Origin of the sequence: Mesorhizobium ciceri biovar biserrulae WSM1271, from assembly GCF_000185905.1 — a bacterium.
GTDB classification, from domain to species: domain Bacteria; phylum Pseudomonadota; class Alphaproteobacteria; order Rhizobiales; family Rhizobiaceae; genus Mesorhizobium; species Mesorhizobium ciceri.
The window spans coordinates 1,255,364-1,280,946 of the sequence record NC_014923.1; the positions used below are offsets into that span (position 1 = coordinate 1,255,364).

General features: G+C 61.7%; 25 protein-coding genes and 1 tRNA gene. 22 read left to right on the forward strand and 4 right to left on the reverse strand.

What is annotated here, in order from left to right:
* Positions 1 to 81: 81 nt before the first annotated feature.
* Complete coding sequence (locus MESCI_RS05955) at positions 82 to 2,163, reverse strand: sensor histidine kinase (RefSeq protein WP_013529056.1); 2,082 nt, start codon at positions 2,161 to 2,163, stop codon at positions 82 to 84.
* Positions 2,164 to 2,174: 11 nt separating this feature from the next.
* On the opposite strand from MESCI_RS05955, the gene MESCI_RS05960 reads away from it, so the two are divergent.
* From MESCI_RS05960 to MESCI_RS05985, 6 genes are all read left to right on the forward strand, one after another.
* A complete protein-coding gene (locus MESCI_RS05960) occupies positions 2,175 to 2,888 on the forward strand; it encodes a response regulator transcription factor (RefSeq protein WP_013529057.1) in 714 nt (237 codons plus the stop codon).
* Positions 2,889 to 3,171: 283 nt separating this feature from the next.
* The gene (locus MESCI_RS32550; RefSeq protein ID WP_013529058.1) at positions 3,172 to 4,671 is read left to right on the forward strand and encodes a collagen-like domain-containing protein; all 1,500 of its coding nucleotides are present in this window, start codon (positions 3,172 to 3,174) and stop codon (positions 4,669 to 4,671) included.
* A 109-nt stretch (positions 4,672 to 4,780) separates the two neighbouring features.
* Positions 4,781 to 5,536: a DUF6065 family protein gene (locus MESCI_RS05970; RefSeq protein WP_245268628.1), complete on the forward strand. Its 756-nt coding sequence runs from the start codon at positions 4,781 to 4,783 to the stop codon at positions 5,534 to 5,536.
* Complete coding sequence (locus tag MESCI_RS05975; RefSeq protein ID WP_082826592.1) at positions 5,537 to 6,271, forward strand: L,D-transpeptidase; 735 nt, start codon at positions 5,537 to 5,539, stop codon at positions 6,269 to 6,271.
* Positions 6,272 to 6,700: 429 nt separating this feature from the next.
* On the forward strand, positions 6,701 to 7,117 hold the full coding sequence (locus MESCI_RS05980; RefSeq protein ID WP_245268594.1) for a hypothetical protein: 417 nt from the start codon (positions 6,701 to 6,703) through the stop codon (positions 7,115 to 7,117).
* A gap of 71 nt (positions 7,118 to 7,188) precedes the next feature.
* Complete coding sequence (locus tag MESCI_RS05985; RefSeq protein WP_013529061.1) at positions 7,189 to 7,791, forward strand: DUF3011 domain-containing protein; 603 nt, start codon at positions 7,189 to 7,191, stop codon at positions 7,789 to 7,791.
* A 323-nt stretch (positions 7,792 to 8,114) separates the two neighbouring features.
* Here MESCI_RS05985 and MESCI_RS05990 read toward each other — a convergent pair.
* Positions 8,115 to 8,204: transfer RNA gene (locus MESCI_RS05990), tRNA-Ser, on the reverse strand.
* Positions 8,205 to 8,609: 405 nt separating this feature from the next.
* Between MESCI_RS05990 and MESCI_RS05995 the strand changes: the two genes are divergently transcribed.
* From MESCI_RS05995 to MESCI_RS06010, 4 genes are all read left to right on the forward strand, one after another.
* Entirely contained in the window at positions 8,610 to 9,290 is a 681-nt protein-coding gene (locus tag MESCI_RS05995) for a 50S ribosomal protein L21 (protein WP_013529062.1), read from the forward strand.
* Between the two features lie 97 nt (positions 9,291 to 9,387).
* Positions 9,388 to 9,657 carry a 50S ribosomal protein L27 gene (gene rpmA / locus MESCI_RS06000; RefSeq protein ID WP_013529063.1) on the forward strand — a complete coding sequence of 90 codons (270 nt, stop codon included), beginning with the start codon at positions 9,388 to 9,390 and terminating at the stop codon, positions 9,655 to 9,657.
* Between the two features lie 120 nt (positions 9,658 to 9,777).
* Positions 9,778 to 10,365 (forward strand): GNAT family N-acetyltransferase, encoded by a 588-nt coding sequence (locus tag MESCI_RS06005; RefSeq protein ID WP_024502874.1) that lies wholly within the window; start codon positions 9,778 to 9,780, stop codon positions 10,363 to 10,365.
* Between the two features lie 21 nt (positions 10,366 to 10,386).
* Positions 10,387 to 10,917 (forward strand): GNAT family N-acetyltransferase, encoded by a 531-nt coding sequence (locus tag MESCI_RS06010; protein ID WP_013529065.1) that lies wholly within the window; start codon positions 10,387 to 10,389, stop codon positions 10,915 to 10,917.
* Positions 10,918 to 10,924: 7 nt separating this feature from the next.
* On the opposite strand, the gene MESCI_RS06015 is transcribed toward MESCI_RS06010, so the two are convergent.
* A complete protein-coding gene (locus tag MESCI_RS06015; protein WP_013529066.1) occupies positions 10,925 to 11,794 on the reverse strand; it encodes an endonuclease/exonuclease/phosphatase family protein in 870 nt (289 codons plus the stop codon).
* A 134-nt stretch (positions 11,795 to 11,928) separates the two neighbouring features.
* On the opposite strand from MESCI_RS06015, the gene obgE reads away from it, so the two are divergent.
* The 5 genes from obgE to MESCI_RS06040 all read left to right on the forward strand — a co-directional run bounded on the left by obgE (position 11,929) and on the right by MESCI_RS06040 (position 17,548).
* A complete protein-coding gene (gene obgE, locus MESCI_RS06020; protein ID WP_013529067.1) occupies positions 11,929 to 12,960 on the forward strand; it encodes a GTPase ObgE in 1,032 nt (343 codons plus the stop codon).
* A gap of 4 nt (positions 12,961 to 12,964) precedes the next feature.
* Positions 12,965 to 14,155, forward strand: coding sequence for a glutamate 5-kinase (gene proB / locus MESCI_RS06025; RefSeq protein ID WP_013529068.1), 1,191 nt, complete (start codon positions 12,965 to 12,967; stop codon positions 14,153 to 14,155).
* A gap of 3 nt (positions 14,156 to 14,158) precedes the next feature.
* On the forward strand, positions 14,159 to 15,445 hold the full coding sequence (locus tag MESCI_RS06030) for a glutamate-5-semialdehyde dehydrogenase (protein WP_013529069.1): 1,287 nt from the start codon (positions 14,159 to 14,161) through the stop codon (positions 15,443 to 15,445).
* Positions 15,446 to 15,608: 163 nt separating this feature from the next.
* Positions 15,609 to 16,196 carry a nicotinate-nucleotide adenylyltransferase gene (locus MESCI_RS06035; RefSeq protein ID WP_013529070.1) on the forward strand — a complete coding sequence of 196 codons (588 nt, stop codon included), beginning with the start codon at positions 15,609 to 15,611 and terminating at the stop codon, positions 16,194 to 16,196.
* Between the two features lie 68 nt (positions 16,197 to 16,264).
* On the forward strand, positions 16,265 to 17,548 hold the full coding sequence (locus MESCI_RS06040; protein ID WP_013529071.1) for an MFS transporter: 1,284 nt from the start codon (positions 16,265 to 16,267) through the stop codon (positions 17,546 to 17,548).
* Between the two features lie 9 nt (positions 17,549 to 17,557).
* Here MESCI_RS06040 and MESCI_RS06045 read toward each other — a convergent pair whose 3' ends face one another.
* Entirely contained in the window at positions 17,558 to 18,409 is an 852-nt protein-coding gene (locus MESCI_RS06045) for a mechanosensitive ion channel family protein (protein WP_013529072.1), read from the reverse strand.
* Positions 18,410 to 18,651: 242 nt separating this feature from the next.
* Between MESCI_RS06045 and rsfS the strand changes: the two genes are divergently transcribed.
* From rsfS to alr, 7 genes are all read left to right on the forward strand, one after another.
* Positions 18,652 to 19,029 (forward strand): ribosome silencing factor, encoded by a 378-nt coding sequence (rsfS, locus tag MESCI_RS06050; protein WP_013529073.1) that lies wholly within the window; start codon positions 18,652 to 18,654, stop codon positions 19,027 to 19,029.
* 27 nt (positions 19,030 to 19,056) lie between these two features.
* Positions 19,057 to 19,539: a 23S rRNA (pseudouridine(1915)-N(3))-methyltransferase RlmH gene (gene rlmH, locus MESCI_RS06055; RefSeq protein WP_013529074.1), complete on the forward strand. Its 483-nt coding sequence runs from the start codon at positions 19,057 to 19,059 to the stop codon at positions 19,537 to 19,539.
* 124 nt (positions 19,540 to 19,663) lie between these two features.
* Positions 19,664 to 21,001 (forward strand): murein hydrolase activator EnvC family protein, encoded by a 1,338-nt coding sequence (locus MESCI_RS06060; protein WP_013529075.1) that lies wholly within the window; start codon positions 19,664 to 19,666, stop codon positions 20,999 to 21,001.
* Positions 21,002 to 22,333, forward strand: a complete 1,332-nt coding sequence (locus MESCI_RS06065; protein ID WP_024502881.1) for a S41 family peptidase — start codon at positions 21,002 to 21,004, stop codon at positions 22,331 to 22,333.
* 212 nt (positions 22,334 to 22,545) lie between these two features.
* Positions 22,546 to 23,724, forward strand: a complete 1,179-nt coding sequence (locus MESCI_RS06070; RefSeq protein ID WP_013529077.1) for a divergent polysaccharide deacetylase family protein — start codon at positions 22,546 to 22,548, stop codon at positions 23,722 to 23,724.
* 30 nt (positions 23,725 to 23,754) lie between these two features.
* Positions 23,755 to 24,276, forward strand: a complete 522-nt coding sequence (locus tag MESCI_RS06075; protein WP_013529078.1) for an RNA pyrophosphohydrolase — start codon at positions 23,755 to 23,757, stop codon at positions 24,274 to 24,276.
* Between the two features lie 124 nt (positions 24,277 to 24,400).
* Positions 24,401 to 25,540: an alanine racemase gene (gene alr, locus MESCI_RS06080; RefSeq protein WP_013529079.1), complete on the forward strand. Its 1,140-nt coding sequence runs from the start codon at positions 24,401 to 24,403 to the stop codon at positions 25,538 to 25,540.
* Positions 25,541 to 25,583: the final 43 nt, after the last annotated feature.

Sequence of the window (25,583 nt, forward strand, 5' to 3'; positions counted from 1 at the left end):
ACAATGAGCGGCCGCAACTGTGTCTCTTTCCGGCCATTTTCTTCAGTCCTGGTTCGGCCCAAAGGCCATATGTCAGGGGGATCACTTTTCAGGGGCAGGCCAGTTCCGCTCGACGGGCAGTGAGAGGCGGAATGTCGACCCGTTGACGTCGCTGGCGGCCAGTATGAGACCGCCGCCATGCTGCCGGGCGATCTCGCGTGAAATGTAGAGCCCTAAACCGGAGCCGTTTACCAGTTGGCCCGCGGCGCGATAGTACCTCATGAATATGAACTCGTGGTCGTCGGGCGCTACGCCAGAGCCCTGATCCGCCACGTGTACAAACGCCACGCCCTGCTCAGTCGACAGCCGGATCGTCACAGAGCTGGTCACCGATGAGTATTTCAGGGCGTTCTGGATCAGATTTTGTATCACAATCTCCAGCAGGTTGCGGTCACCTTTCACAATCACTTCATCGCCGTGAGTGAAGCTAACACGTCCGGCCGCAGCATCATCCAATCCCGCTTCGGCGGCGCGCAAAACCTCATTCAGGTCGAACATCTTGATCCTGGGAAGAGTTTCGTGCCCGCCATTGAGCCGGTCGAAGGCTAGGACGTTTTCAATCAGCGATGACATCCTTTTGACGGTCTGGCGGATCCTTGTGGTGCGCAACTTGATATTGTCGGCGCTTTCACCTGCAGAAGATGACAGATTGTCGGCGGCGGCAGAGATGACGGCCAACGGGCCGCGAAACTCATGAGATACCAAGGCCACAAAGTCTCGCTGCTGAGCCAGAGCATCGTTGGCGGTGTCCAGAGCCTGCCTGAGCTTGAGTTCAAGCAGGTGACGTCGATCCACTTCCACCATGAGCGAGGTGTTTCTTTCCCCAAGCTCAGCGGTCCTTTCGCGCACCTTGATAGTCAGCTCCTGCTCGGCCAAGCGCGACACTGCGATGACGCGGTCCTTTTCCTCGCTCAAGCTGCGCTCGGCAAGCCGCGTTCTCTTCGCGACGGCCGCGCTGAGCAACGCCAGGTGAATCACGGTCCCGCCGGCCAAGAATCTGGACAAAGAGCCATCCAGTTGGAACGGGTTGGCCCCAGTATACATCATCTGCATCACCAGCATGACAGAGATTACGCTCAAAAATGCAATCGCCGACAGCAGATATTGATACCGTCGCCGCACAATGAGCAGATAGAGCACCAGCAGCGAAATGAAGATGAGAGACAGCTGCTGCAGTCGCGATACGAAAAACCCGACGTCGCCGTAGCGTCCCACAATCGCAAAAGCCAAGGCGATGCCATTGAGCAGTACAACGCCCTGGGAGATGCGCCACGCCCAGATCAATTGGCGGTGAAAATCAAACAGTCTAGATAAAAATAATATCAGCACTATACTGTATAAGCAAACGATAATACCCCAAATGAGGTGTATGGTTTTCGGCTCTAGAGACCTCAGAATTTCGGATGCGTATCCCATGTGGAAGAGACTTATTAGCCCAGACTCTATGATAACCGCGATGTATAGAAGATATAAAGAATCCCGGAGCCATACGGCATACAGAAAATTGGTGAAGATCATGACGAAAATCGCGCCAACCACCATGCCCATGACCCAATCGTCGGATCGGCGATACTCTTCATAGCCTTGACTCTGCCAAAGGTTCAGCGAAGTCGTGATCGAGGTCGACGATTGGAGTCGGATGTAATAATCGGTTCGGGTGGACGGCACGGAAATTGGGAAGACGGCCGGATATGCGTCGGCGTCTGCTCCATCCCCTAGGTTGAGTCGGTCAGGGGGCAAGACCGAATAACCTCCCGCCCCGTCAGAGACATACAGCGTGATGTGTTCGATCAAGGGCCGTTCTACCTGCAGCAGCCATTGCCTTGGAGCCGTGGAGGCAGACAGGGAGAACCGGGCCCAGATTGCGCCCTTTTGATAGCCCTGCGTGAGCATCGAAGGGATGGGTTCGAACTGGATGTTGGAGCGCTTGGAAACGATATCATTGAACGTGAGCGCGCCGGTGGGATCATGAAAGATTGCGAGGTGACCGCTGAGTGAAACCGGAGCCTTGAGGCCGTCCGTCGGTTTCAGCGGAAGCGCCCATAACGTTTGCGGCACAAGACACACAAACAATATAGACAATGCGGCGAATAAATGAAATCGAATGGTATCAGATTGCTGCATGGGGTCCGTAGATGATCGGAGAAGGCTACAAGCATGGCGTTGTCGTGATCTCCCCCCTTGTTTATCTTGTCGATGACGACAGGGATTTCCGCGAGGAGATGGTCTTCGGACTATCCAGATTGGGCCTGAACGTACATGGATTCCACAATGCTGCCGCCCTCTACCGAGCCTGTGCCGCCAAGCCGGCTGAAATCGTCATTCTCGACATTGGCCTGGAGGGCGAAGACGGCCTTTCCATAGCTACCCATTTGCGGGCCTTACAATCGGTCGGGATCGTCATGGCGACGGCCCGGAGTTCCATCGACGACCGGCTCAATGGTCTTGAAGCGGGCGCTGACGCTTACCTCGTCAAACCCATTGATGTTCGGGAGCTTGCTGCCACGGTGATGGCGGTCAATGAACGTCTCAACAGGCGCCGCGCCCCTTCGTCGTCTCCGGCCCCACGATGGGCCCTGGAGGAAGGCGGCTGGGTGCTTACCGACGGCATGGGCCATCGCCTTCGCTTGACCACCTCGGAACGGCACTTTTTGGAACGCTTGTTCAGTGAGCGTGGCAAGACCGTCGATCGCCGCGCGCTCGTCGAAGCCATGGGCGCAGACATCTATGACTTCAACTATGCCCACCTGGACACCATCGTGAGCCGGCTGCGTCGAAGAGCCAAGAAATCCGACATGCTTCTCCCCTTGCACGCAATTCGCGGGTCAGGCTTCGCCTTCCCCGATTAGAATGATCGTGCCGACCCTGTCCAGAGAGAAGATTGCCGATCTCATCAATTTGGAAGATGATAGGGAAGGAATTCGAGAAGCATCCTCAAGCGACTGACAGTAAGTGTAAGGATATGACAGTTACTGCGATTGTGAATAATCGCGAGATTAATTACTTCAAGGAAAGGGTTGGATAAATCGGCATTCGTTAGATGGCTCGCATTCTATGCATAATCGAACAGGAATGTATCGTGCGCATGGCGAGGTAGATAACGAGGGCGGCGGTGCGCAGAAGGGGTGCGGGATGCGGCAGCATAAGAGAATTTTATTTGCCAGTTGTTCTATTCTAACGTTCGCATCCATCTATGTCGCGATTACCCCCGCGCTAGCCGGGGCGCCAAGCAACGAACAACTCTATCAGATGATTTTGGACCTGCAGCGAAATCAGAAGCAGATGGCGCGCAAACTTGAGGCCGCGTACGCCGAGACTGCTCAGGTTAAAGAAGAACTGGCCACCCTCAAGGGTTCGGTGGCCCAGAGTCGCGAGATGGCTGCGCTATCCTCGGTTGAGAGGCGCATGTACCTGTCAAATCCGCAATCCGACACTCGTGCCGTTGCCGCGCCCAATGTGCGTGTCGGATTCGGCGCGGGAACCAACGGTCACGACCCGTATGCCTTTACCGACGGTTCCGTGGCGCTCCCGCTCGGTGAAAAATACGGCTTCCAGGTCGATGCGATTGGTGGCGTGACGCCAAACAGTAACTTCACAGGTGCCGCCGCGCATCTGTTCCGCCGTGATCCGAAAGTTGGGGCGCTGGGTCTGTATGGAAGCTACCTTCACGGCGGAGGTGGTTACGATGATGGTGGAGTTCTTGAAAACGGTTATGTCGAAGGCAAGCTCGGCGTTGAAGGCCAGTACTATCTGGGCCGGGTCACGCTTGAGGGACTTGCCGGTATAGAATGGAACTCACTTGAAGAGGACGTCAGCCCGTTCGCCGAAGGCAGGGTCGGGTACTATCCTACGGATAACATCAAGGTTAATGGCGGCCTGCGTCATCGCGACGCCTTTGGTGGTAGAACGCAACTTGTTGGCGGCGCCGAGTACCTGACCGAGTTCGGAAGCGGGATAGCGACTTCTATCTACAGTGATTTCAGCTTCGATCTGACGAACAGCGACGTCTCCTCAAGCGGCGATTTTTCTGCGATGGCCGGTTTGAGATTCCACTTCGGCACCAATGGCGATCGAAGCGCCCCGAAGACAGTCTTCTGCAAGGATCCGGACCAGAATTTCGAGTGCGCGGTCACGGATGGTCAGAACGATTATTATGCCGACAAGCCAGGTCGTTCCTTGATTCAGCGTGATCGTGGCGACTTCCTTCCATCGCACATCGTAAAAGACGTTGGCAGCTTGCCGACGCCTTCCACCAATGTTTGGGGACAGCCGGGGGCGCCTGGCGCACCCGGCGAGGCTGGTACGCCTGGAGTGCCCGGCGCGGGGGGGCCTGCTGGACCCACTGGGCCTGCCGGACTGCCCGGATCGGACGGGACACCTGGAGCGCCCGGCGATACCGGCGCGTCTGGACCTCCCGGCGCGCCCGGCGCGGAGGGACCTGGCGGACCTGCTGGGCCTGTCGGACTGCCCGGATCGGACGGGACACCTGGAGCGCCCGGCGATACCGGCGCGTCTGGACCTCCCGGCGCGCCCGGTGCGGAGGGACCTGCGGGACCGGAGGGACCTGCCGGACCGGTAGGACCGGTGGGGCCGGTGGGACCGGAGGGACCTACCGGACCGGCAGGCCCATAGTGCCTCCTTCTATCCTGGTCATGCCGCTACGGTTGGCGACGTGATCAGCAACTTAGAATCGAATCGTTTGAGGATAGCGGAGAGTATGACCGGCCCTCGTCTTGACTGCATGATCCAGGCTCCGAACCCGCCTGAGCTTGTCGCCGCGGAGGGGACGCGAGATTGGATGGATGCGACCGACCAGCATTTCGCCTACCGCTGCACGCCGCTTTCAATCGCCAATGCCAGCGGATGGGAATTGTTGAACCCCATAAATGTGACTGTTACTTGGAACGGATACAACACTACAAAAGACATCGCCTTCCATGTAAACGAACCGAACGTCACGCACCGATTCATCAGCTCGACCTTCGGGCACGGCATAGTAACCTTTCATCCGGGTTACGTGTTTCGCACCGAGCCGGGCTGGATGGTGTGGGCTCGCGGCTCTCCCAACCGGATGAAGGACGGAATCGCGCCCCTGGACGGCTTGGTGGAAACCAACTGGCTGCCGTTCAGTTTCACCATGAATTGGCGCTTCACCCGCCCTGGGTCTGTCACTTTTGCCAAGGGCGAGCCATTCTGTTTCGTCACCATGATGCCAAGTGTCGCTATCGAGCAGGTGCAGCCGGTCATTCGTCCGATGGAGGACGATCCTGAGTTCCATAAAGAACATAAGGTTTGGAATAGCGAACGTCGACGGTTTTCGGCCGGCCTGCAGATGAACGACGAGCTTACCAAGGAGATGAAGTGGCAGAAGCACTATCTGCAGGGTGTTTCGCCGACGGGGAAATCGGTCGCGGATGACACTCACCGAGTAAAGCGAACTCTAAAGCGGCCGATCCACATCGACCAGTTGCGGGCCCAGGAAAAGGTTCGCCAGTAGATGAAGCTAGCCAAGAGTAAGCGGCCTGTGCGCATTCCTCCAGTTGGATCGCTAGCATTTGGCCGTTCGATTAACGGGTCGGTTTCGAGCAGAGACGAAAGACCGGAATGCATCCGCCAGTTCGTGCGGTCGGGCTTTGTATTGGCGCTGGCGGCGCTCCTTGTCGGTTGCCTGGCGGATGGAAAAGGTAGCCCGAATACGGCTACAGAGTTAGTTCGCGTGAAAGCCGCTTACGCGAGGGAGCCGCATGAGGTCTTCATCGTCGATCGCAGCAAGTTTGACCAACGCTTTCTGCCTGTCGATGTGACGCCCCCGGAACGCTTGCCTGCCGGTACGGTGTTGATCGATACACGGCAGAGGTTCCTCTATCTATACCGCCTCAATGGGATGGCGCGGCGCTATGGTGTCGCCGTCGGGGCTAGCGGTTACAGTTGGTCGGGCATTGCCAGCGTAGGGCGTAAGGCGGAGTGGCCCGCATGGCATCCGACTGACGACATGCGTAACCAGTCGCCCGACCTGCCGCGCATGATCAGGCCCGGCACGCACAATCCGCTCGGCGCGCGAGCTCTCTATCTGTACAAGAACGGCGTGGATACGCTTTATCGTATCCACGGCACCTCAGAGCCCTGGACCATAGGAACTGAAGCGTCCTCAGGGTGCATTCGCATGCTCAACGAGGATGTGATCGAACTCTACAGTCTGGTGCCGAAGGGAGCAAAGGTCATCGTGAAGTGACGCGAATTGAACAGGCACAGGCCAACGCTTGCTGTCGGATGCCGTTGGACAATACCCACGCCGGTGGCACAGGTGACGGCAGATTTCTGCTTCTATCCATATTGCGTCATAGAGGGAGAATTTAAGACATAGGCGTCGCTGCTCGTATCGATATCACTCGCGAATAAGGTTTTGGATACCTTAACCGTCATCTCTGTCCGTCATAATCGACGTTTAGGTATTCTTTTTACACCTTTTGCGTGTATTGAAATAAAAAAATTCAATGGACGCGTCTATATGTCAGTTCTCGTCAGTGACGGCATGCCATTCGTCTTCCAGTTCGCCGTCGGCATCAGTCAGGGCGCGAACGTCCGAAGGACAAATCCAGGCTGACGGGTTGGCAATTGAACGCACCGAGTGAAAGGACCTATGATGAGGCGCTCTCTATTCATGCTGGTTTCCGCCGCGCTATTGAGTACCGCCGTTGCGGGTCCAGCGGCAGCGCAGACCGCCGCTGAAACAAACCAGACCCTTGACGCGCTGTTCGGCAGTCACACAACCTATCAGCAGTTCTTCGACAAGCTGCAGAAGGCTGTCAGTGCCGGTGACAAGCAGACCGTCGCGTCGATGATCGATTATCCCTTCCGCGCCCGGATCGGCGGCAAGGCGATCAAGATAAACGACGCCGCGCATTTCGTGACGGATTACGACAAGATCGTTACCGCCAAGGTCAAACAGACCGTCCTCAAGCAGACCTACCCGACGCTGTTCGCCAATTGGCAAGGCGTCTCAATCGGTGATGGCGAGGTCTGGTTCTCCGGCGTCGGAGACGGCAACACCATCAAGATCACCGCGATCAACGACTGACACCTGGCGGAAGAAATTCCATTTCGATGACACCGACGCAACCGGTCGTTGACCACTCCGGAGGGGTTCACATGCTACGTTACATGTTCATTGCTTTGCTCGCGCTCGGCTCATCGTGGATGATCTCTGATGCCCGCGCACAATCGACTGTCGAATGCCAATCGAGGCACTATCAGTATGGCGAATGCTGGGCGGGCCCGCTGAGCAAGCCGCAACTCATTCATCAGACTTCTGGAAGTCCTTGTATTTTGAACCGGACCTGGGGCTACAATCCACGCAGCAAATATATTTGGGTCGCGCAAGGCTGCTCCGGAATTTTCGCCGATGTCGGCGGCTACCACCATGGACGTGGCGACAGCTTTGATCCCAATGCCCGCATGTATGACCATCGCGGTCATGACGTCGGCGCAGTGGTTGGCGGAGCTATTCTCGGCGCTCTGATCGAGGGGATGGCGGACGATCATCACAATCGACGGCACACGACGAGTAACTACCGCCCCGATAGCAGCTACAATGGTTGTCATGGCATGGGATGCAAGGTCGACAATCCTGACCAGGCAATCGATACCCGACCGCAATTTGACAGGCAGGGAGAGCCAAACTTTGATGTGCATGGCAACTACCAAGGATGCCATGGTGCAGGCTGCCTTGTCGACAATCCTGACGCGGAGTGAATTGAAGGACGAAGGAAGCCGGTCACGATTGTCAAAGCGGGGCTCTTAAATCTTTCCCGCAGCATCAATCTTGATCTTCATCCTGGCATCACCACGGCAGACTTCGTTCACCTGCTTCTTGGTTTCTCCTCGAAGCGGTGGAGGCAGCCGAACATGTTCTCTATCTCCTCCTGCATCGTGGCGGCGCTGAGACGATAAGATCGAGGTTCTTATGATGTCGATCCATAGGGGCTTGTGCGGAAGCTCTTTGCACCAAGAAATGCACCAAAAGAGAGCCGATATTCGGAAAAATCGTGGCGAATCAGGCTGTTATGGGAAATCGATGGCGGAGAGGGAGGGATTCGAACCCCCGATGGGCTTGCACCCATGCCGCATTTCGAGTGCGGTGCATTCGACCACTCTGCCACCTCTCCGCGGTCATGGTCGGCCGTTGCCGGCGCGGCGCACTAGATAACGGCTGAACGGGCAGGTTACAAGGCCAATCCGTCAGTTATTTGGCTTGCCGGACAAGCAGCGGATTCGCGACGGTTCAGCTGCGGCGAGGCCTGGGCAGGTCGGAGAGCAGTCACGCGTGCTTGCCTCCACTGCGGCAACGTGGTGCGGTATCTGCCGATACGGCCAGTGCCTGCCCGCCAACAACAGTTCCCGACAACAGCTGTTTGCCTTGACTCGCACTCAACCTTCGGTTAGGGACAGCGCGCAATCGGCGTGGAGGGTTCTTCCGCGCCGCTTGTTTTTTGAACCCGCAGACTGACAAAAAGACGGCTGAACCGCCAGAGGCGGCTCATCAAGGCCGACCGAACAGCGAAAGGCAAAAAATGTTCGCAGTCATTAAAACGGGTGGCAAGCAGTATCGCGTTGCCGCCAACGATCTCCTGAAGATCGAAAAACTCGAAGCCGCTGTCGGCGATATGGTCGAGATCGGCCACGTCCTCGCACATGGCGAAGGCGAGAATGTCACGTTCGGCGCGCCGTTCGTCGACGGCGCGGTGGTCACCGCCGAAGTCGTCGAGCAGGGCAAGAACCGCACCGTCATCGCCTTCAAGAAGCGCCGCCGGCAGAATTCGCGCCGCAAGATCGGCCATCGCCAGCTTTTGACCACCGTGCGGATCTCCGAGATCCTGCTGGGTGGCGCCAAGCCGACGAAGACGGCAGCGGTCAAGGCGCCGAAGAAGGTGAAGGCCGAGGCCGCCACCGAGGTGCAGGCGGAAGCCGCGCCGAAGAAGGAGCCCAAGGCCAAGGCAGCCGAGACAAAGGCAGCCGAGACCGCGGCAGCGCCGCTGTTCAAGGCGCCCAAGGGTGAGCCGGACGATCTGACCGTGATCAAGGGCATCGGCCCGGTCGCAGCCAAGGATCTCAACGAGCAGGGCATCATCACCTTCGCGCAGCTCGCCAAGCTGACCGACAAGGATGTCGCCAAGATCGACGAGCACATGCCCTTCAGCGCCGACCAGATCAAGGACTGGCGCGAGCAGGCCAAGGAATTGGCGGCGAAGTAATTTTCTGGCGACCAGGTCGCCGGATCGGACTTGAAACGGAACGCGAACGCGTTCATAAGGCCTTTTAGGCGCCTTGCGGCGCAACGGAGTTAGTTAGATGGCACACAAGAAAGCTGGCGGCTCGTCGCGCAACGGTCGCGACTCGCATTCCAAGCGTCTGGGCGTGAAGAAGTTCGGCGGCGAAGCCGTCATCCCGGGCAACATCATCATTCGTCAACGCGGCACCACGTGGCATCCCGGCGTCAATGTCGGCATGGGCACGGACCATACGCTTTTTGCGCTCGAGACTGGCGCCGTGACGTTCAACAAAAAAGCCAACGGCCGAACCTACGTATCGGTCAACCCGATTGCCAAAGCCGCGGAGTAGCCGGTTCCGCACTAGAACACCGGCGCCCATCTCGGGAACCGGTGTCTGGCAAAGCCAGGAAAAGGATCAGGGGAGATGGGTTTCCATCTCCCCTTTTTCTTGTGCCTGGAGGACTTTCAAATGGTTGCCGAAGCGGAAGACTCAGAAGACGAAAGTTACGCGATAGACTGCCCGGTGCTGGTCACCGAGCGGCTGGTGATGCGGGCGCCCCACGAGGGCGATATCGCGCAGCTGGTCGAGCTTGCCGACAACCGCCATGTCGCCGAAATGCTGGCACGCATGCCGCACCCCTATGGCGAGGCCGAGGCGCGCGCTTTCCTGGCCATGACCAAATCGCGCCGGGCCGGCATTGCTTATGCCCTGACGCTGGCCGGCACCGACACCTTCGTCGGTTGCGCCGGCCTCAACACCACCGATCGCGGGCTGGAGCTCGGTTACTGGATCGGCGAGCCGCACTGGAAGAAGGGCTATGCGACGGAAGCAGCGCACGCGCTGGTCGATCTCGCTTTCCAGAGGACGTCGATCCAGGTCCTGCATGCCTCGACGCGGGTCATCAATCCGGCCTCGCGCCGCGTCATCCACAAATGCGGGTTCCAGTATGCTGGCCAGGGCATGCTGAACTCGATTGTCGCCGGCCAGGTTCCCGTCGAGCGCTACCGGCTCGATCGCAAGACCTGGACCAGCCTGCGGAACTGGGTGCATTTCTGATGGATGACGGCGGTCAAGCCAATGGTCGACAGCAGCGATATTGAAACGGCCGCGATCGCGCCGATGACGCCTGGGGATATCGAAAGCTTTCATCGCGCGCTCGATGTCGTAGCGCGTGAGCGAAAGTACTTGTCCTTCCTTGAGGCGCCACCGCTGGATCAAGTCAGAAGTTTCGCAATGGACCGTATCGGGAGAGGCGATCCGGGGTTCGTGGCCGTTGTTCGTGGCGAGGTCGTCGGCTGGTGCGACATCTCACGCCATGATCGGCTCATCCATGCCCATCGCGGCTCCCTCGGGATGGGGATTGTTCCTCCCTATCGGGGGCGAGGGCTTGGACTGCGGCTCATCAATGCAACCTTGGTGCAAGCGCGCAGGGCCGGTTTCGTCCGCATCGAACTCTCCGTGCATTCCGACAATGCTCGCGCCATCTCTCTCTACGACAAGGTCGGGTTTGTCAGGGAGGGCGTGCAGAGCGATGCCGTCCATGTCGACGGGGAATACCGCGATACGATTATGATGGCGATCGTCGAACGCGAAAACGCCGCCAGATGAATGGCCATCAGCCCAGTTCGACCCACACCGGCAGATGGTCCGAGCCGACTGCCTTTCGGTCGACCCACAGACGCTGCAGGGATCTGGCAAGCGAAGCGCTGGTGAAGATATAATCGATGCGCTTGTGCCGGCTGGGATCGGTGGGTTGCTTGGGATCGACCCAACTGATGAGATCGTCGCCGGTGGCGTTCAGCCGCAAGGCGGCATCGACGGCGAAGTCGGCGGTCAGCGGCATGCCGAATTCATGGTCCGGCCGGCCGGCGAGTTCGACATATTCGGGTGAGCCGGCCAGCATGTTGAAATCGCCCATGCCGACAAAGGCTTCGGGATGCGGCAGTTCCGGCAGGCCGATCTCGGCGACGCCGGACAGTGCTCCGCCTTCGAGCGCATAGTTCAGCATGCGTTGGCGCAGGAACTGGATCTGGCTGGCGCGTTCGAGGGGGCTGCGGTGATCGAGATGGATGGAATAGAACCGGATGAAACCAAGCGGCGTCTCGATCAGCGCTTCCAGCGCGCCGCGCTGGAAGTTCATCATCTCGAAGCTGCGGCTGCGCGGCAAAAGCAGGTTGCGCGACAGATGAATGGGCGTTCTAGACAGCACCATGTTGCCGAGCTGGAAGGTTTTCGTGACGGCACGGCCGTTGTCGATGTGCGAACCGATATTGGCCTCGAAATTGCTGCCATAGACGGCGAAATAGTCGGGCAGCGCCTCGCCGATCTCGGCGACCATGTCGCGGCCGCCATTCCGAGGATTGTTGCGGGTCACCTCCTGCAAAGCGATCACGTCGGCGCCGCGCACGGCATCGGCGATGCGCCCGACATCGTACTGCCCGTCGAGGCCGATGCCGTACTGGATGTTGTAGGTTACAAGCTTCATTCCGACGTCTCTCCGGCCAACCCCACATAGCCATTGTCACAAAACGGCCTCGCCCTTCGCCGCGCCTTGGTTTAGAGCAAGGGCCAAGGTTTAGAGCAATGCCGCAAAGCCACTAGTAGAAACTGTACAATCTCATGAAATTTCTCGATCAAGCCAAGGTATACATCCGCTCCGGTGACGGCGGCGCCGGTTCGGTGTCGTTCCGGCGCGAAAAATTCATCGAGTTCGGCGGGCCGGATGGCGGCGACGGCGGCCGCGGCGGCGATGTCTGGCTGGAGGCGGTCGACGGGCTGAACACGCTGATCGACTACCGCTATCAGCAGCATTTCAAGGCCAAGACCGGCGTCCACGGCATGGGCCGCAACATGACCGGAGCCAAGGGCGCCGACGTCACGCTGAAAGTGCCGGCCGGAACGCAGGTGTTCGAAGAAGACAACGAGACGCTGATCTGCGACCTGACCGTGGTCGGACAGCGCTTTCTGCTGGCCAAGGGCGGCAATGGCGGTTTCGGCAACCAGCATTTCAAGACCTCGACGAACCAGGCGCCGCGCCGCGCCAATCCCGGCCTGCCGGGGCAAGAGCTCAACATCTGGCTGCGGCTGAAGCTGATCGCCGATGCCGGGCTGGTCGGGCTGCCCAATGCCGGCAAGTCGACATTCCTGGCGGCGGTCACCGCAGCCAAGCCGAAGATCGCCGACTATCCGTTCACGACGCTGCATCCCGGCCTCGGCGTTGCCCGCATCGACGCGCGCGAATTCGTCATCGCCGACATTCCGGGCCTCATCGAAGGCGCGCATGAGGGCGTCGGCATCGGCGATCGCTTCCTTGGCCACGTCGAGCGCACGCGTGTGCTGCTGCATCTGGTTTCGGCGCAGGAGGAAAATCCGGGCAAGGCCTACAAGACCGTGCGAGCCGAGCTCGACGCCTATGGCCATGGCCTCACCGACAAGGTCGAGATCCTGGCGCTTTCCCAGGTCGATACGCTCGACGCCGATGCGCGCAAGAAGAAGGTCGCCTCGCTGAAACGCGCTGCCGGCCGCGCGCCGATGCTGTTGTCGGCGGTCACCGGCGAGGGCGTCGAGGCGGTGCAGCGGGCGCTGATGGCGGTGATTGCTGAGGCGCGCGCGCAGATCGCGGCGCCGGTCGAGACGCGCTGGGACAAATAGGGTCATGCAGTCGCTGAGAAAATATCGGCGCATCACCGTCAAGATCGGCTCGGCGCTGCTCGTCGACCGCGCGACGGGCCTGAAGCGCGACTGGCTGGCTTCGCTCGCCGACGACATTGCCGGGCTGGCCCAGGGCGGCGCTGAAATCCTCGTCGTCTCGTCCGGCGCTATCGCGCTTGGCCGCACCATCCTTGGCCTCGGCAAGCGAGCCCTGAAACTGGAGGAGAGCCAGGCGGCGGCAGCCGTGGGACAGATCGCGCTGGCCGGCGCCTGGTCGGACGCGCTCGGCAAGGGCAGCCTGAAATCGGGCCAGATCCTGCTGACGCTCGGCGACACCGAGGAGCGCCGCCGCTATCTCAACGCGCGGGCGACGATCTCGACACTCTTGAAGATGAAGGCAGTGCCGGTCATCAACGAGAACGACACGGTGGCGACTTCCGAAATCCGCTACGGCGACAATGACCGGCTGGCGGCCCGCGTCGCCACCATGATGGGCGCCGATCTTTTGGTGCTGCTTTCCGACATCGACGGGCTCTACACCGCGCCGCCGGCGCGCGACCCCAACGCCAAATTCATTCCGGTGGTCGACCGCATCACGCCTGATATCGAGGCGATGGCGGGTGCGGCCGCTTCCGAGCTGTCGCGCGGCGGCATGCGCACGAAGCTCGATGCCGGCAAGATCGCCACCGCCGCCGGCACTGCGATGATCATCACGTCGGGCACTCGGCTGTCGCCGCTGATGGCGATCGAACGCGGCGAGCGCGCTACTTTCTTTCGGCCGAGCAGCAACCCGGTCAAGGGCTACAAAACCTGGATCGCCGGCCAGCTCGAGCCGGCCGGCCGGCTTACGGTCGATGCCGGCGCCATCGGCGCGCTGCTGTCGGGCAAATCGTTGCTGCCGGCCGGCGTCAAGCTGGTCAGCGGCAATTTCTCGCGCGGCGACACGGTGGCGATCCTGTCGCCCGAGGGCCGCGAGATCGCGCGCGGGCTGGTTGCCTATGATGCCGCCGATGCCGTAAGGATCGCGGGCCTGAAGACGGCCGAGATCGAAACCGTGCTCGGCTACGAGGCGCGTTCGGCGATGATCCACCGCGATGACCTTGTGGTGAGCCATTCGGGTGACCAAGTACGGGCTGGCGACCAAACAGGGGCCGGTGACCAAGTCACGGTCGGTGGCGATGTAAGCGGAGGATGAGCCATGCTGAAACTGCATGAAAAATCCGGGGATGACACTGTCGCGCTGATGGCCGATATCGGCCGGCGCGCCCGGGCTGCCGCCCGGCCGCTGGCCATTGCCACGACCGCCGCCAAGAACGCCGCACTGCTGGCCATGGCCGAGGCGATCGTGGCCCGTGAGCAGGACATTCTCGACGCCAACGCCATCGATGTTTCGAATGGTCATGAATCCGGGCTTTCCACCTCCTTCATGGACCGGCTGAAGCTCGATCCGGCGCGCATCCGCGCCATGGCCGACGGCATCCGCGAAATCGCCGCGCTGCGGGATCCGGTTGGCGACGTGATCGCGCAGTGGGACCGGCCGAACGGTCTGCATATCGAGCGCGTGCGCACGCCGCTCGGCGTCGTCGGCGTCATCTATGAGAGCCGCCCGAACGTCACCGCCGATGCCGGCGCGCTGTGCCTCAAAGCCGGCAATCCGGTGATCCTGCGCGGCGGTTCGGATTCGCTCAATTCTTCCGCCGCCATCCACGCCTGCCTGGTCGAAGGGCTGAAGCAAGCGGGCCTGCCGGAGGATGCCATCCAGCTGGTGCCGACCACCGACCGCGCCGCCGTCGGCGAAATGCTGAAGGGGTTGGGCGGCAACCTCGACGTCATTATCCCGCGCGGCGGCAAAAGCCTGGTCGGACGGGTGCAGGCCGAGGCGCGGGTCCCGGTCTTCGCGCATCTCGAAGGCATCTGCCATCTCTACATCGACCGTTCCGCCAAGCTCGATATGGCTGTGCGGATCGCCGTCAACGCCAAGATGCGACGCACCGGCGTCTGCGGTGCCGCCGAGACGCTGCTGGTCGACCGGGCGGTTGCCTCCACGCATCTGGTGCCGATCCTCGACGCACTTCGCGCCGCCGGCTGCGAAATCCATGCCGATGCCGAGGTGCTGAAAGTGTTTTTCGACGCCAAGCCGGCGACCGATGCCGATTGGGTGACAGAATATCTCGATGCCATCATCGCGGTAAAACTGGTCGACGGTATCGGTGGTGCGATCGAGCATATCGAGACGTTTTCCTCGCATCACACCGAGGCGATCGTCGCCGAGGATGCGCAAGCCGTCGAGCGGTTTTTCAACGAGATCGATTCGGCGATCCTGCTGCACAACGCATCGACGCAGTTCGCCGACGGCGGCGAATTCGGCATGGGCGCCGAGATCGGCATCGCCACCGGCAAGATGCATGCGCGCGGACCGGTGGGCGTCGAACAGCTGACGTCGTTCAAATACCGTGTGCGCGGGTCGGGACAGGTGAGACCTTGAGCGCTGGTCTTACCCTTCCCCTTGTGGGGAGGGTGGCGAGCATAGCGAGCCGGGTGGGGGGACGACGCTGAATTCCACGATACCCCCACCCCGCTCCGCTTCGCGGATCGACCCTCCCCACAAGGGGGAGGGTAAGGAGGCTATCCCCTCCCACTATCTCAAAATGCCGCACGCCGAGAAAGGCCTCGCCGTCGGCCTGTTCGGCGGCTCGTTCAATCCGCCGCATGCCGGCCATGCGCTGGTCGCCGAGATCGCGCTCAGACGCCTGGCGCTCGACCAGTTGTGGTGGATGGTGACGCCGGGCAATCCGCTGAAGAACACCAGGGAGTTGGCGCCGCTGGGCGAACGGCTGCAGCTGTCGGAACAGATCGCCAAGAACCCGAAGATCAAGGTCACCGCTTTCGAAGCCGCCCATCACGTCCGCTACACCGCCGATACGCTGGCGCTGGTCAAGGCGCGCAACCCTGGTGTCGATTTCGTCTGGATCATGGGTGCCGACAGTCTGCGCGATTTCCATCGCTGGCAGCGCTGGCGCGAGATCGTCATGACCTTCCCGATCGCCGTCATCGACCGCCCGGGCGCGACGCTGTCGTTCCTGTCCTCGGTCGTCGCCAAGACCTTCGACTATGCCCGCATCGACGAGGGCGATGCGCCGCGGCTTGCCCGCATGAAGGCGCCGGCCTGGACCTTCATTCACGGCCCGCGCTCGTCGCTGTCATCGAGCGCGATCCGCAAGCTGGCGAAGGGGTGAGCCCGGCCGCCCGGCCATGTCGCTTTTATCGCTTCCTTTGCCCGTTTCATGGGCAATCCTGAGCAGGCATGTCGATTCCCAGGAAAAACCGCAGCGAAGCCGAGCAGGGCGCCGAGCCCACGCCGCTGATCGCGATTGCCAGCGTCATCGTGTCGATGGCGCTGATTGCCGTCGGCAACGGGCTGATGTTTGCCTACATCCCGGTCCGGCTTGGCGCCGAGGGTTTCGATCCGACCTGGGCCGGGCTGATCATCACCGGGCTTTCGGCCGGCGGGCTCGCCGGCTGCATCTTGACCGGACCGCTGGTGCGAAGGGTCGGCCATGCCCGCGCCTTCATGGTGCTGTCGGCGCTGATCGCGCTGGCCAACGCCGCTGTCGGCGCCGGGGTCCTTCCGCTGCTGTGGATAGCCGCCCGCGCGCTCTACGGCTTTGCCATATGCGGCCTGTTCATCGTCGCGCAGAGCTGGCTGAACGATGCGGTTGCCAACGCCATCCGCGGCCGGGTGATGGCTTTCTTCTACGTTGCCTATGTCGCCGGGCTCGGCGTCGGCTACGCGACGCTAGCGCTGGTCGATATCAGGACAGCGGATGCGCCGCTGATCGGCATCGTCTTCACCGCGCTGTCGATCCTCCCTGTCGGGATGACCAAACTTGCCCAGCCGCCGGCGCCGCAGGCGGCCTCGGTGGCGCTGCGCCGTGCCTGGCGGGTTTCACCGGTCGGCGTCGCCGGCATGCTTGCCGTCGGCGGCCTGTCGATGTCGATTGCTGGCTTCGCACCGATCCACGCCACGGCCAAGGGCTACAGCCAGGCCGACGTGGCGCTGCTGCTTTCGGCGATGCCTCTCGGCACGCTGATCCTGCAGATCCCGCTTGGCTGGATTTCCGACCGAACCGACCGCCGCTATGTGCTGATCGCCGCATCCGCGCTCGCCATGGTCGCCGGCCTGTTTGCACTCGGGTTCGATGGCGGCGCGCTGGCCGCGTTGGTTGTGATCTATATCGTGTGGGACGGCGCTTCGGAATCGATCTATTCGCTGGCCAGTGCGCACGCCGCCGACCGCGCCGGCAAGGACGACATGGTGGCGCTGTCCAGTTCGCTTTTGTTTGCCTGGTCGCTGTCGGGCTTCGTCGTGCCCGGCATCGTGACGGCGCTGTCGGCCGTCTTCGGAACGCAGGCTTTCATCTATGTGGCTGTTCTCATCGCCGCAGCCTTCTGCCTGTTCGTGCTTTTGCGTGTGTTCACGACGCGTGCGGTCCCGGTCGGCGAAACCGGCAGTTTCGCACCGATGACGGCGCAGGCGCCGTTGCCGGTCGAACTCGCCTTCGCACCGGACGATGAGGGCCGGCACTGAGCCACCCGACTATTGTCGACGGGCTTCCGGCGACGGGGCTTCCGGTGGCGGCAGCGGGATCGATATGCCTTCGCTATCGAATTCCTGTTTGGCGCGCTTGGTGAGATCGGTCTGGGTGGCGAAGAAGTCGGCCGACGATGTCCAGTAGCGCAAGGCAATCGAAACAGTGCTGTCGCCCAATGTCGCGACGAAAGCGATCGGTGCCGGCTCACGCTTGACCCGCCGTTCGGCGGCGGCAATGGCAAGCAAGGTCTTTTGGGCCCTGTCGATGTCGTTCCAGGAGCCGATGCTGAGTGTGATGTCGCTACGGCGCACGCCATTGCGCGAAAAGTTGCGCACCGGCTGGTTCCACAGCGTCGAGTTGGGCGCCAATATGTAGACCCCGTCGGCCGTCCTGAGCTTGGTTGCGAACAGGCCGATCTCCTCGATCGTACCGGCAATCGAACCGACCTCGACGGACTCGCCGATGCGAAACGGCCGCAGTGCCAGAAGCATGATGCCGGCCGCGATGTTCTGCAGCGTGCCTTGCAACGCCAGGCCGATGGCGAGGCCAATGGCACCGATCGCGGCAATGATCGAGGCCGTCTGCACGCCGAACTGGCCGAGCACCATGATGGTGACGAGGATCAGGATGGCATAGCGGACGATCTTGGAGAAGAAATGCCGCAACGTCGCGTCGAAACCATGGATATGGCCGAGACCGGCGAAGATCGAACGTTCGGCAAGGCCGGCGACGATATAACCGACGATCAAGAGGATAACGGCACCGATGGCCGAGAAGGAGTAGGAAACAATCAGCGTGCTTAGTTGGGCGAGGCCAGCCTGGACGCTGAGGAAGGCGTTTTGCGGGTCGATCGGCATGGGGGAAATCCGGTTGATCGGTGAGCCGATAACCCATGCCGACGGCGAGGGTTCCGATCTTTTCCGGTGTGCGGTGGAACCACAGGAGCGACAATACGTTCGTGCGAGGCAGGGTCCCGTCTTGAAACTGTCAGGGAACTCTGCCTATCTAAGTGGTGTCACCTGCTTCAAGGGGTGATTTGGTTGTTCTTGCTGCGAAAGGAAATACACTGAGAACAGCACTGCGGAAGAAGGCCGATATCATGCCTTCGCCGGCCAGGATCAGCGTAGACGACGCCGTGTCCCGCGCCATCAAGACAGTCCTTGCCAGTCTGGAAGACTCCAAGGCCGAAAACATTGTCTCCATCGACATCCAGGGGAAATCGAGCCTCGGCGACTATATGGTCGTCGCTTCGGGCCGATCGCACCGTCATGTCGCGGCGGTCGCCGATCATCTTCTCAAAGCGATCAAGGATGCCGGTCTCGGCACCGCGCGCGTCGAGGGGCTGTCCGGCGCCGACTGGGTCCTGATCGATTCTGGCGACATCATCGTCCATGTCTTCCGCCCCGAAGTCCGCGAATTCTACAATCTCGAAAAGATGTGGCAGGCGCCGGACCTCGAGGAAGAAACGCTCCACTAAGTCGTTCGCGCGGCTTACAAGGCAAGGATGAAGATATCAGTTCATGCCGTGGGCCGGATGAAAGCCGGCCCCGAGAAGCTGCTGGCCGACCGCTATTTCGAGCGCTTCGCCAAGAGCGGCCCGGCGGTGGGGCTTGAATTTGGCGGCATTGCCGAAATAGCCGAGGGGCGCGGCCAGACTGCCAACGAGCGCCGGCGTGAGGAAGGCCAGAAACTGCAGACGCAGTTGCAGCCCGGCACCGCGCTGATCCTGCTCGACGAACGCGGCAAAAGCTTTTCCTCGGAAGATTTCGCCGGGCGCCTCGGCCTGTTGCGTGACGGTGGCCGCAAGGCGCTGATCATCGCCATCGGCGGCGCCGACGGCCACGATCAGTCGCTGCGCGACCAGGCCGAACTGGTGATGTCGTTCGGATTGCTGACATGGCCGCATCAACTGGTGCGCGTGATGCTGGGAGAGCAGCTTTATCGTGTGGCCACTATCCTTTCGGGACATCCCTACCATCGCTCGTAAGCCGGTGAATTGGTGCGACACACCCGGATTTCCGCCCCAATGCCAACGTAACATTGCATCGAGTGGGCGGTTTCGAACATGGTTGATTGTTCGTTAACGAAGCCACGCATAGAGTCGGGCTTCAATGTCTGAAGACAGAAAATCAAGAACGGGCTCATGGCGCGCGCGCTGCGGCATCGCGGCGGCGGTGCTTGTGCTGTCGCTGCATGCGGGGCGGGCGGAAAACACGCTCGACCTGGCTCCCGATCCGGACCAGAGCCGGGCCGAATATGAACGGGTCTCGAAGGAGATCACGCTGTCGTCCGAGCGATTGGCCAAGCTCTCCGCCGACATCGCGACGATCAAGAAGGATCACGCCTCGATCACCGCCGCATTGATCCAGTCGGCGATGACCGAGCAGAAGCTCGGCCAGGACATCGAGGACATCGGCGCCAGGCTGGAAGGGTTGAAGGGCCAGGAACAGAAGATCCGCGCCTCGCTGATGACGCGGCGCGACGTTCTGGCCGAAGTGCTGGGCGCGCTGCAGCGCATGGGCCTCAACCCGCCGCCGGCGATCCTGGTCAAGCCCGAGGACGCGCTGTCGTCGGTGCGCAGCGCCATCCTGCTCGGCGCGGTTGTGCCGGAACTGCGCCAGCAGACCGATAGCCTGCTTGCCGATCTCAAGGAACAGACCAGGATTACGGCGTCGATCGAGGCCGAACGGGCGCGGCTGACGGCGGCGGTCGGCGACCAGACGGCGGAAAAGAAGCGGCTCGGCATGCTGCTGGAGGCCAAGCAGAAGCTCGAAGCCGACACGCAAACGCAAATGGCCGCGGAAAAGCAGCGATCCGAAGCGCTGGCGGCCAAGGCCGGCAGCCTGAAAGAGTTGATCGCCTCGCTCGAAGCGCAGGCCGACAAGAGCCGCAAGGCTGCCGATGCTGCCAAGGCCGCTGAGCAGAAGACGGCGGATGGCGACAAGACATCCGCGCCGGCGGAACTGGCGTCGCTGCCCGTTCCGGAAAGCAACCAACTTGCAGCCGCGGTGCCCTTTTCGGCGCTGCAGGGACAGATCGCACTGCCGGTGACCGGCCGCATCAAGCGGCGATTCGGCGCCGACGACGGTAACGGCGCGGTGATGCTAGGCGACATGGTTGCGACACAATCGGGAGCCATCGTTACCGCGCCGGCGGATGGAAATGTGCTTTATGCGGGGCCGTTTCGCTCTTATGGTCAACTCTTGATCCTGAACGCAGGCGACGGCTATCATGTCGTTTTGGCGGGGATGAGCAGAATCAGCGTCGCGACCGGTCAATCAGTGCTTGCAGGAGAGCCGATCGGTGCGATGGGAGAGGCCCGGGTGGCGAGCACCTCGGTTTCGAAGAATGGAAATGCCACGCCGGAACTCTATGTCGAGTTCCGCAAGGATGGAAAACCCGTCGATCCGGCCCCATGGTGGGCGGACCGTTTTTCTGGAAGGACGTGAATAATGCGGAAACTGTCGCTTCTGTTTGCCGGTGCGCTGATGGGCGCGTCCGCCATGAGCCTGGTCTATGGCGCACCCGGCTCGGCGGCGAACGCTGCAGGGTCGGAGACCTACAAGCAACTGGCGATCTTCGGCGATATCTTCGAGCGCGTGCGGGCACAGTATGTGACGCCGCCCGACGACAAGTCGCTGGTCGAGAATGCCATCAACGGCATGCTGGCTTCGCTTGACCCGCACTCCTCCTACATGAATGCCGAGCAGGCGCAGGATATGCGCGTCCAGACCAAGGGCGAGTTCGGCGGCCTCGGCATCGAAGTCACCATGGAGAACGATCTGGTCAAGGTGATCACGCCGATCGACGACACGCCGGCCGCCAAGGCAGGCGTGCTGGCCGGCGACTACATCGCCAAGATCGACGGCGAAGAGGTTCGCGGCCTGACCCTCAACGATGCGGTCGACAAGATGCGCGGCCTGGTCAACACGCCGATCAAGCTGACCATCCTGCGCCAGGGCGCCGACAAGCCGATCGAACTGACGGTCGTGCGCGACATCATCAAGGTCAAGGCGGTCAAGTTCCGGGTCGAGAACGACATCGGCTACATGAAGATCACCTCCTTCACCGAAAAGACCTACGACGACCTCGAGAACGCCATCGACACCATCAAGAAGCAGATTCCCGACGACAAGCTGAAGGGCTACGTTCTGGATCTCCGCCTCAATCCGGGTGGCCTGCTCGACCAGGCGGTGAGCGTGTCCGATGCCTTCCTCAACCGCGGGGAGATCGTCTCGACGCGCGGCCGCGACCCCAAGGACGTCACCCGCTTCGACGCCAAGCCCAAGCAGGTCGACGACATCAACGGCAAGCCGATGATCGTCCTGGTCAATGGCGGTTCGGCCAGTGCCTCGGAAATCGTCGCCGGCGCGCTGCAGGACCTGCGCCGCGTCACGGTGGTCGGCACGCAGTCCTTCGGCAAGGGTTCGGTGCAGACCATCATCCCGCTCGGCGAGAATGGTGCGCTCAGGCTGACGACGGCGCTCTATTATACGCCGTCCGGCAAGTCGATCCAGGGCAAGGGCATCACGCCCGACATCAAGGTCGAACAGCCACTGCCGCCGGAACTGCAGGGCAGGGATCTGACGCGTGGCGAATCCGATCTCAAGGGCCATATCAAGGGCGCCGACGAGAGCACGACGGGTTCGGGCTCTGCGGCCTATGTGCCACCGGATCCGAAGGACGATCTACAGCTCATCTATGCCGAGCAGCTGCTGCGCGGCCAGAAGACCGATCCGTCCTTCCCGCCCAATCCGCAAAAGGCGGTTCTCAACCAGTAAGCATCTGGAGCGGCGCACGCGCCGCTCCATCTTTCTGTTTGAGCATGATGGAAGCAATGCGATGCTGCCGGGACCGAAAGGTTCCGGCAGTTTGATTCGGGGGCGAGGCAAAGCTCCCAAGGCATGGCGCGGGGGTGCGCCGGGATTGATGAATTCGCGCATGCCGTTTCGAAGTGGCTTCGCCTTCGGAGCCATGCGCCCGGGGATTACGCTTGACTGATATCGGCAAGGACATCGAACGCCCGCTCGGACAGGCAGTCCGGCCGCCGCGCGCCGCCGGCAAGCTCAGCGGCGGTGCGATCATGGCGACAGTGGCCGTGCTGGTGGTGGCAGGCATCTCCGGCGCGATCGCGCTCAGGGAAAAGCCGTTTCGTAAGCCGCAAGAGGTTGCCGTTTCAACGCCGAAAGTGACCGCGGCGGCCGAACCTGCCGCCGCGCCGCCTGCATTGGCCCCGGCGGCACCGAAGCCGGAGGCGCCGGTCAAATCAGGTGGGCCGCAGATCATCCATGTGCAGACGGAGGAGGGCGATGGGCCGCCCAAGGCAGCGATCGTCATTCGCGACCCGTCGACCGTCGGCCAGAACCTGAAGGTCGCGCATATTCCAGACAAGGCGCTGATCGAGGCCAGCGAGACCGGGCCGTTGCCGGTGCGCGCCGCCGATGGCAGGCGGCCGTTCGACGTCTATGCGCGGCCCTGGTCGGGCGGGCGCGGCGCACGGGTGGCGATCGTCATCGGCGGGCTTTCGGTTTCGCAGACCGGCACCCAGGCGGCCATCGCCAAGCTGCCGGCGGAAGTGACGCTGGCCTTCGCACCGCAAGGCAACAGCATCGGCCGCTGGATGCAGGCAGCCAGGCAGAGCGGCCACGAGATCGTCATGCAGGTGCCGCTCGAACCGTTCGATTATCCCAAGGTCAATCCGGGACGCAACACGCTGACGGTGGCGGCGAGCGCGGACGAGAACCTGAAGAGCCTGCACTGGGCGCTGTCGCGGACGACCAACTATACCGGCGTCATGAACTATATGGGCGCCCGCTTTTCCGCTGACGCGGCGGCGATGGAGCCGTTCATCGCCGAGCTCGGCAAACGCGGCCTCGCCTATATCGATGACGGCTCGTCGGCGCGCAGTCTGGCGCCGGATCTGGCGCTGAAAGACGGCGTGCCCTTCGTCGCCGGCGACATGGCGATCGATGCCGTGCAGGATCGCGGCGAAATCCTGAAGAAGCTCGACAGCCTGGAGGCGACCGCGCGGGCCAAAGGCACTGCCGTCGGCATCGGTTCGGCCTTCGACCTGACGGTCGATACCGTGTCATCCTGGGTGGTCGAGGCCAAGAAGCGCGGCATCGAGATCGTGCCGATTTCAGCGGTGGCTATCGATCCGCAAAAAGGCTAGCCCTCGGAAGACGGCTGGAAAGAGTGACTGATGCCAAAGACGAACAAAATCGACCGCGAAACGCTGCCTTACCGACCCTGCGTCGGGCTGATGATCCTCAATGCCGAGGGCCTGGTCTGGGTCGGGCACCGCATTGCCGAACCGGACAGCGAATTTGCCGGCACGACGCAGCTCTGGCAGATGCCACAAGGCGGCATCGACGAGGGCGAGGAGCCCCTGCAGGCGGCCGAGCGCGAGCTCTATGAGGAGACCGGCATGCGCGGCGTCTCGCTACTGGCCGAGGCGCCGGACTGGATCAACTATGATTTGCCGGAGCATCTCGTCGGCATCGCCTTCAAGGGCCGGTATCGCGGCCAGACGCAGAAATGGTTCGCCTTTCGTTTCCACGGCGATGTCAGCGAGATCCAGATCAATCCGCCGCCGGGCGGCCACACCGCCGAGTTCGACAAATGGGCATGGCGGCCGATGCAGGACCTTCCCGACCTGATCGTGCCGTTCAAGCGCCATGTCTATGAGGATGTGGTGGCGGCGTTCCGGCATCTGGTGCGATAGTAGGGGAGTAGGGGAGTAGGGGAGTAGGGTTGAATGTTCTGTTGCGGTCCGCGCCAAATTCTACTGACTACTGACTACTGACTACTGACTACTGACTAACCCATCCACCACAAGAACGGTCGCCATGAACGACGCCCTCCAAAAATCGCCGCCAGAAGAGGTCACCGCCACAAGCGAAGTGGCGGCTGGGGCCATCCTCACCATCGACCTCGGTGCAATCCGTGAAAACTACCGGCGGCTGAAGGCGCGGTTGGGCGATGTTGCCTGCGCTGGTGTGCTCAAGGCGGACGGCTACGGCCTTGGCGCCGGCCAGGTCGGGGCGGCACTGCTGCGCGAAGGCTGCGATATCTTCTTCGTTGCGCTTCTGGGCGAAGGCGTCGCCCTGCGCCGCTCGCTTGGGGCCGGCCCTGCCATTTTCGTGTTGAACGGCATTCCGCCCGGTGCCGAGACGGACGCCGTGGCAGCAAACCTTTGCGCTGTTATCAACAGCCCCGAGCAACTGGCAGCCTGGCGTTCTGCGGCCCGCCGCGCCGGCCGAAAACTGCCGGCCGCGGTCCAGGTCGACAGCGGCATGTCGCGGCTCGGCATGGCGCCTCGGGATGTGGATCGCATCGCCGCCGATCCGCAGGCTTTCGACGGCATCGACATCCGTTACGTGATGAGCCATCTGGCCTGCGCCGACGAGCCGGAGCATCCGGCCAATGAGAAGCAGCGGTCGGTGTTCGAGCGGCTGCGCGCAATGTTGCCGAAGGCGCCGGCCTCGCTGACCAATTCCTCCGGCATCTTTCTTGGGCCGTCCTTTCACTACGATCTCGCCCGCCCCGGTGCCGCCCTCTACGGCATCAATCCGACGCCGCCAAAGTCCAATCCGATGCTGCCGGTGGTGCGGTTGCAGGCAAAGGTGGCACAGACGCGAAGCGTCGAAAAAGGCGCCGGCGTCGGCTATGGCCACAGCTATCATGCGCAAGGCCCGCTCAGGCTGGCGACGATTTCGTTCGGCTACGCTGATGGCTGGCAACGCCGCGCCGCGTCCGCCGCCTGGTTCGAGGGCGTGCGGCTACCTTTCGTCGGGCGGGTGTCGATGGATTCGATCATTCTCGACATTTCCGCCCTGCCGGCCGGCAGGCTGCGCGAGGGTGATCTGGTCGAACTGCTCGGTCCCTCGCAAAGCGTCGATGACGCCGCCGGCCATGCCGGCACCATCGGCTACGAGATCCTGACCAGCCTCGGTCCGCGCTTCCATCGGCGCTATGTCGGCGGTTGAGCGGTTTGGCCGCGCTTGACAAGCGGACGCCTGTCGGCAAGGC

Excerpts from the sequence above, each read along its gene's own strand:
- MESCI_RS05955 (WP_013529056.1), bottom strand. The coding sequence starts at position 2,163 with ATGCAGCAATCTGATACCATTCGATTTCATTTATTCGCCGCATTGTCT.
- MESCI_RS05960 (WP_013529057.1), top strand. The coding sequence starts at position 2,175 with ATGATCGGAGAAGGCTACAAGCATGGCGTTGTCGTGATCTCCCCCCTT.
- MESCI_RS32550 (WP_013529058.1), top strand. The coding sequence starts at position 3,172 with ATGCGGCAGCATAAGAGAATTTTATTTGCCAGTTGTTCTATTCTAACG.
- MESCI_RS05970 (WP_245268628.1), top strand. The coding sequence starts at position 4,781 with ATGATCCAGGCTCCGAACCCGCCTGAGCTTGTCGCCGCGGAGGGGACG.
- MESCI_RS05975 (WP_082826592.1), top strand. The coding sequence starts at position 5,537 with ATGAAGCTAGCCAAGAGTAAGCGGCCTGTGCGCATTCCTCCAGTTGGA.
- MESCI_RS05980 (WP_245268594.1), top strand. The coding sequence starts at position 6,701 with ATGCTGGTTTCCGCCGCGCTATTGAGTACCGCCGTTGCGGGTCCAGCG.
- MESCI_RS05985 (WP_013529061.1), top strand. The coding sequence starts at position 7,189 with ATGCTACGTTACATGTTCATTGCTTTGCTCGCGCTCGGCTCATCGTGG.
- MESCI_RS05995 (WP_013529062.1), top strand. The coding sequence starts at position 8,610 with ATGTTCGCAGTCATTAAAACGGGTGGCAAGCAGTATCGCGTTGCCGCC.
- rpmA (WP_013529063.1), top strand. The coding sequence starts at position 9,388 with ATGGCACACAAGAAAGCTGGCGGCTCGTCGCGCAACGGTCGCGACTCG.
- MESCI_RS06005 (WP_024502874.1), top strand. The coding sequence starts at position 9,778 with ATGGTTGCCGAAGCGGAAGACTCAGAAGACGAAAGTTACGCGATAGAC.
- MESCI_RS06010 (WP_013529065.1), top strand. The coding sequence starts at position 10,387 with ATGGTCGACAGCAGCGATATTGAAACGGCCGCGATCGCGCCGATGACG.
- MESCI_RS06015 (WP_013529066.1), bottom strand. The coding sequence starts at position 11,794 with ATGAAGCTTGTAACCTACAACATCCAGTACGGCATCGGCCTCGACGGG.
- obgE (WP_013529067.1), top strand. The coding sequence starts at position 11,929 with ATGAAATTTCTCGATCAAGCCAAGGTATACATCCGCTCCGGTGACGGC.
- proB (WP_013529068.1), top strand. The coding sequence starts at position 12,965 with ATGCAGTCGCTGAGAAAATATCGGCGCATCACCGTCAAGATCGGCTCG.
- MESCI_RS06030 (WP_013529069.1), top strand. The coding sequence starts at position 14,159 with ATGCTGAAACTGCATGAAAAATCCGGGGATGACACTGTCGCGCTGATG.
- MESCI_RS06035 (WP_013529070.1), top strand. The coding sequence starts at position 15,609 with ATGCCGCACGCCGAGAAAGGCCTCGCCGTCGGCCTGTTCGGCGGCTCG.
- MESCI_RS06040 (WP_013529071.1), top strand. The coding sequence starts at position 16,265 with ATGTCGATTCCCAGGAAAAACCGCAGCGAAGCCGAGCAGGGCGCCGAG.
- MESCI_RS06045 (WP_013529072.1), bottom strand. The coding sequence starts at position 18,409 with ATGCCGATCGACCCGCAAAACGCCTTCCTCAGCGTCCAGGCTGGCCTC.
- rsfS (WP_013529073.1), top strand. The coding sequence starts at position 18,652 with ATGCCTTCGCCGGCCAGGATCAGCGTAGACGACGCCGTGTCCCGCGCC.
- rlmH (WP_013529074.1), top strand. The coding sequence starts at position 19,057 with ATGAAGATATCAGTTCATGCCGTGGGCCGGATGAAAGCCGGCCCCGAG.
- MESCI_RS06060 (WP_013529075.1), top strand. The coding sequence starts at position 19,664 with ATGTCTGAAGACAGAAAATCAAGAACGGGCTCATGGCGCGCGCGCTGC.
- MESCI_RS06075 (WP_013529078.1), top strand. The coding sequence starts at position 23,755 with ATGCCAAAGACGAACAAAATCGACCGCGAAACGCTGCCTTACCGACCC.
- alr (WP_013529079.1), top strand. The coding sequence starts at position 24,401 with ATGAACGACGCCCTCCAAAAATCGCCGCCAGAAGAGGTCACCGCCACA.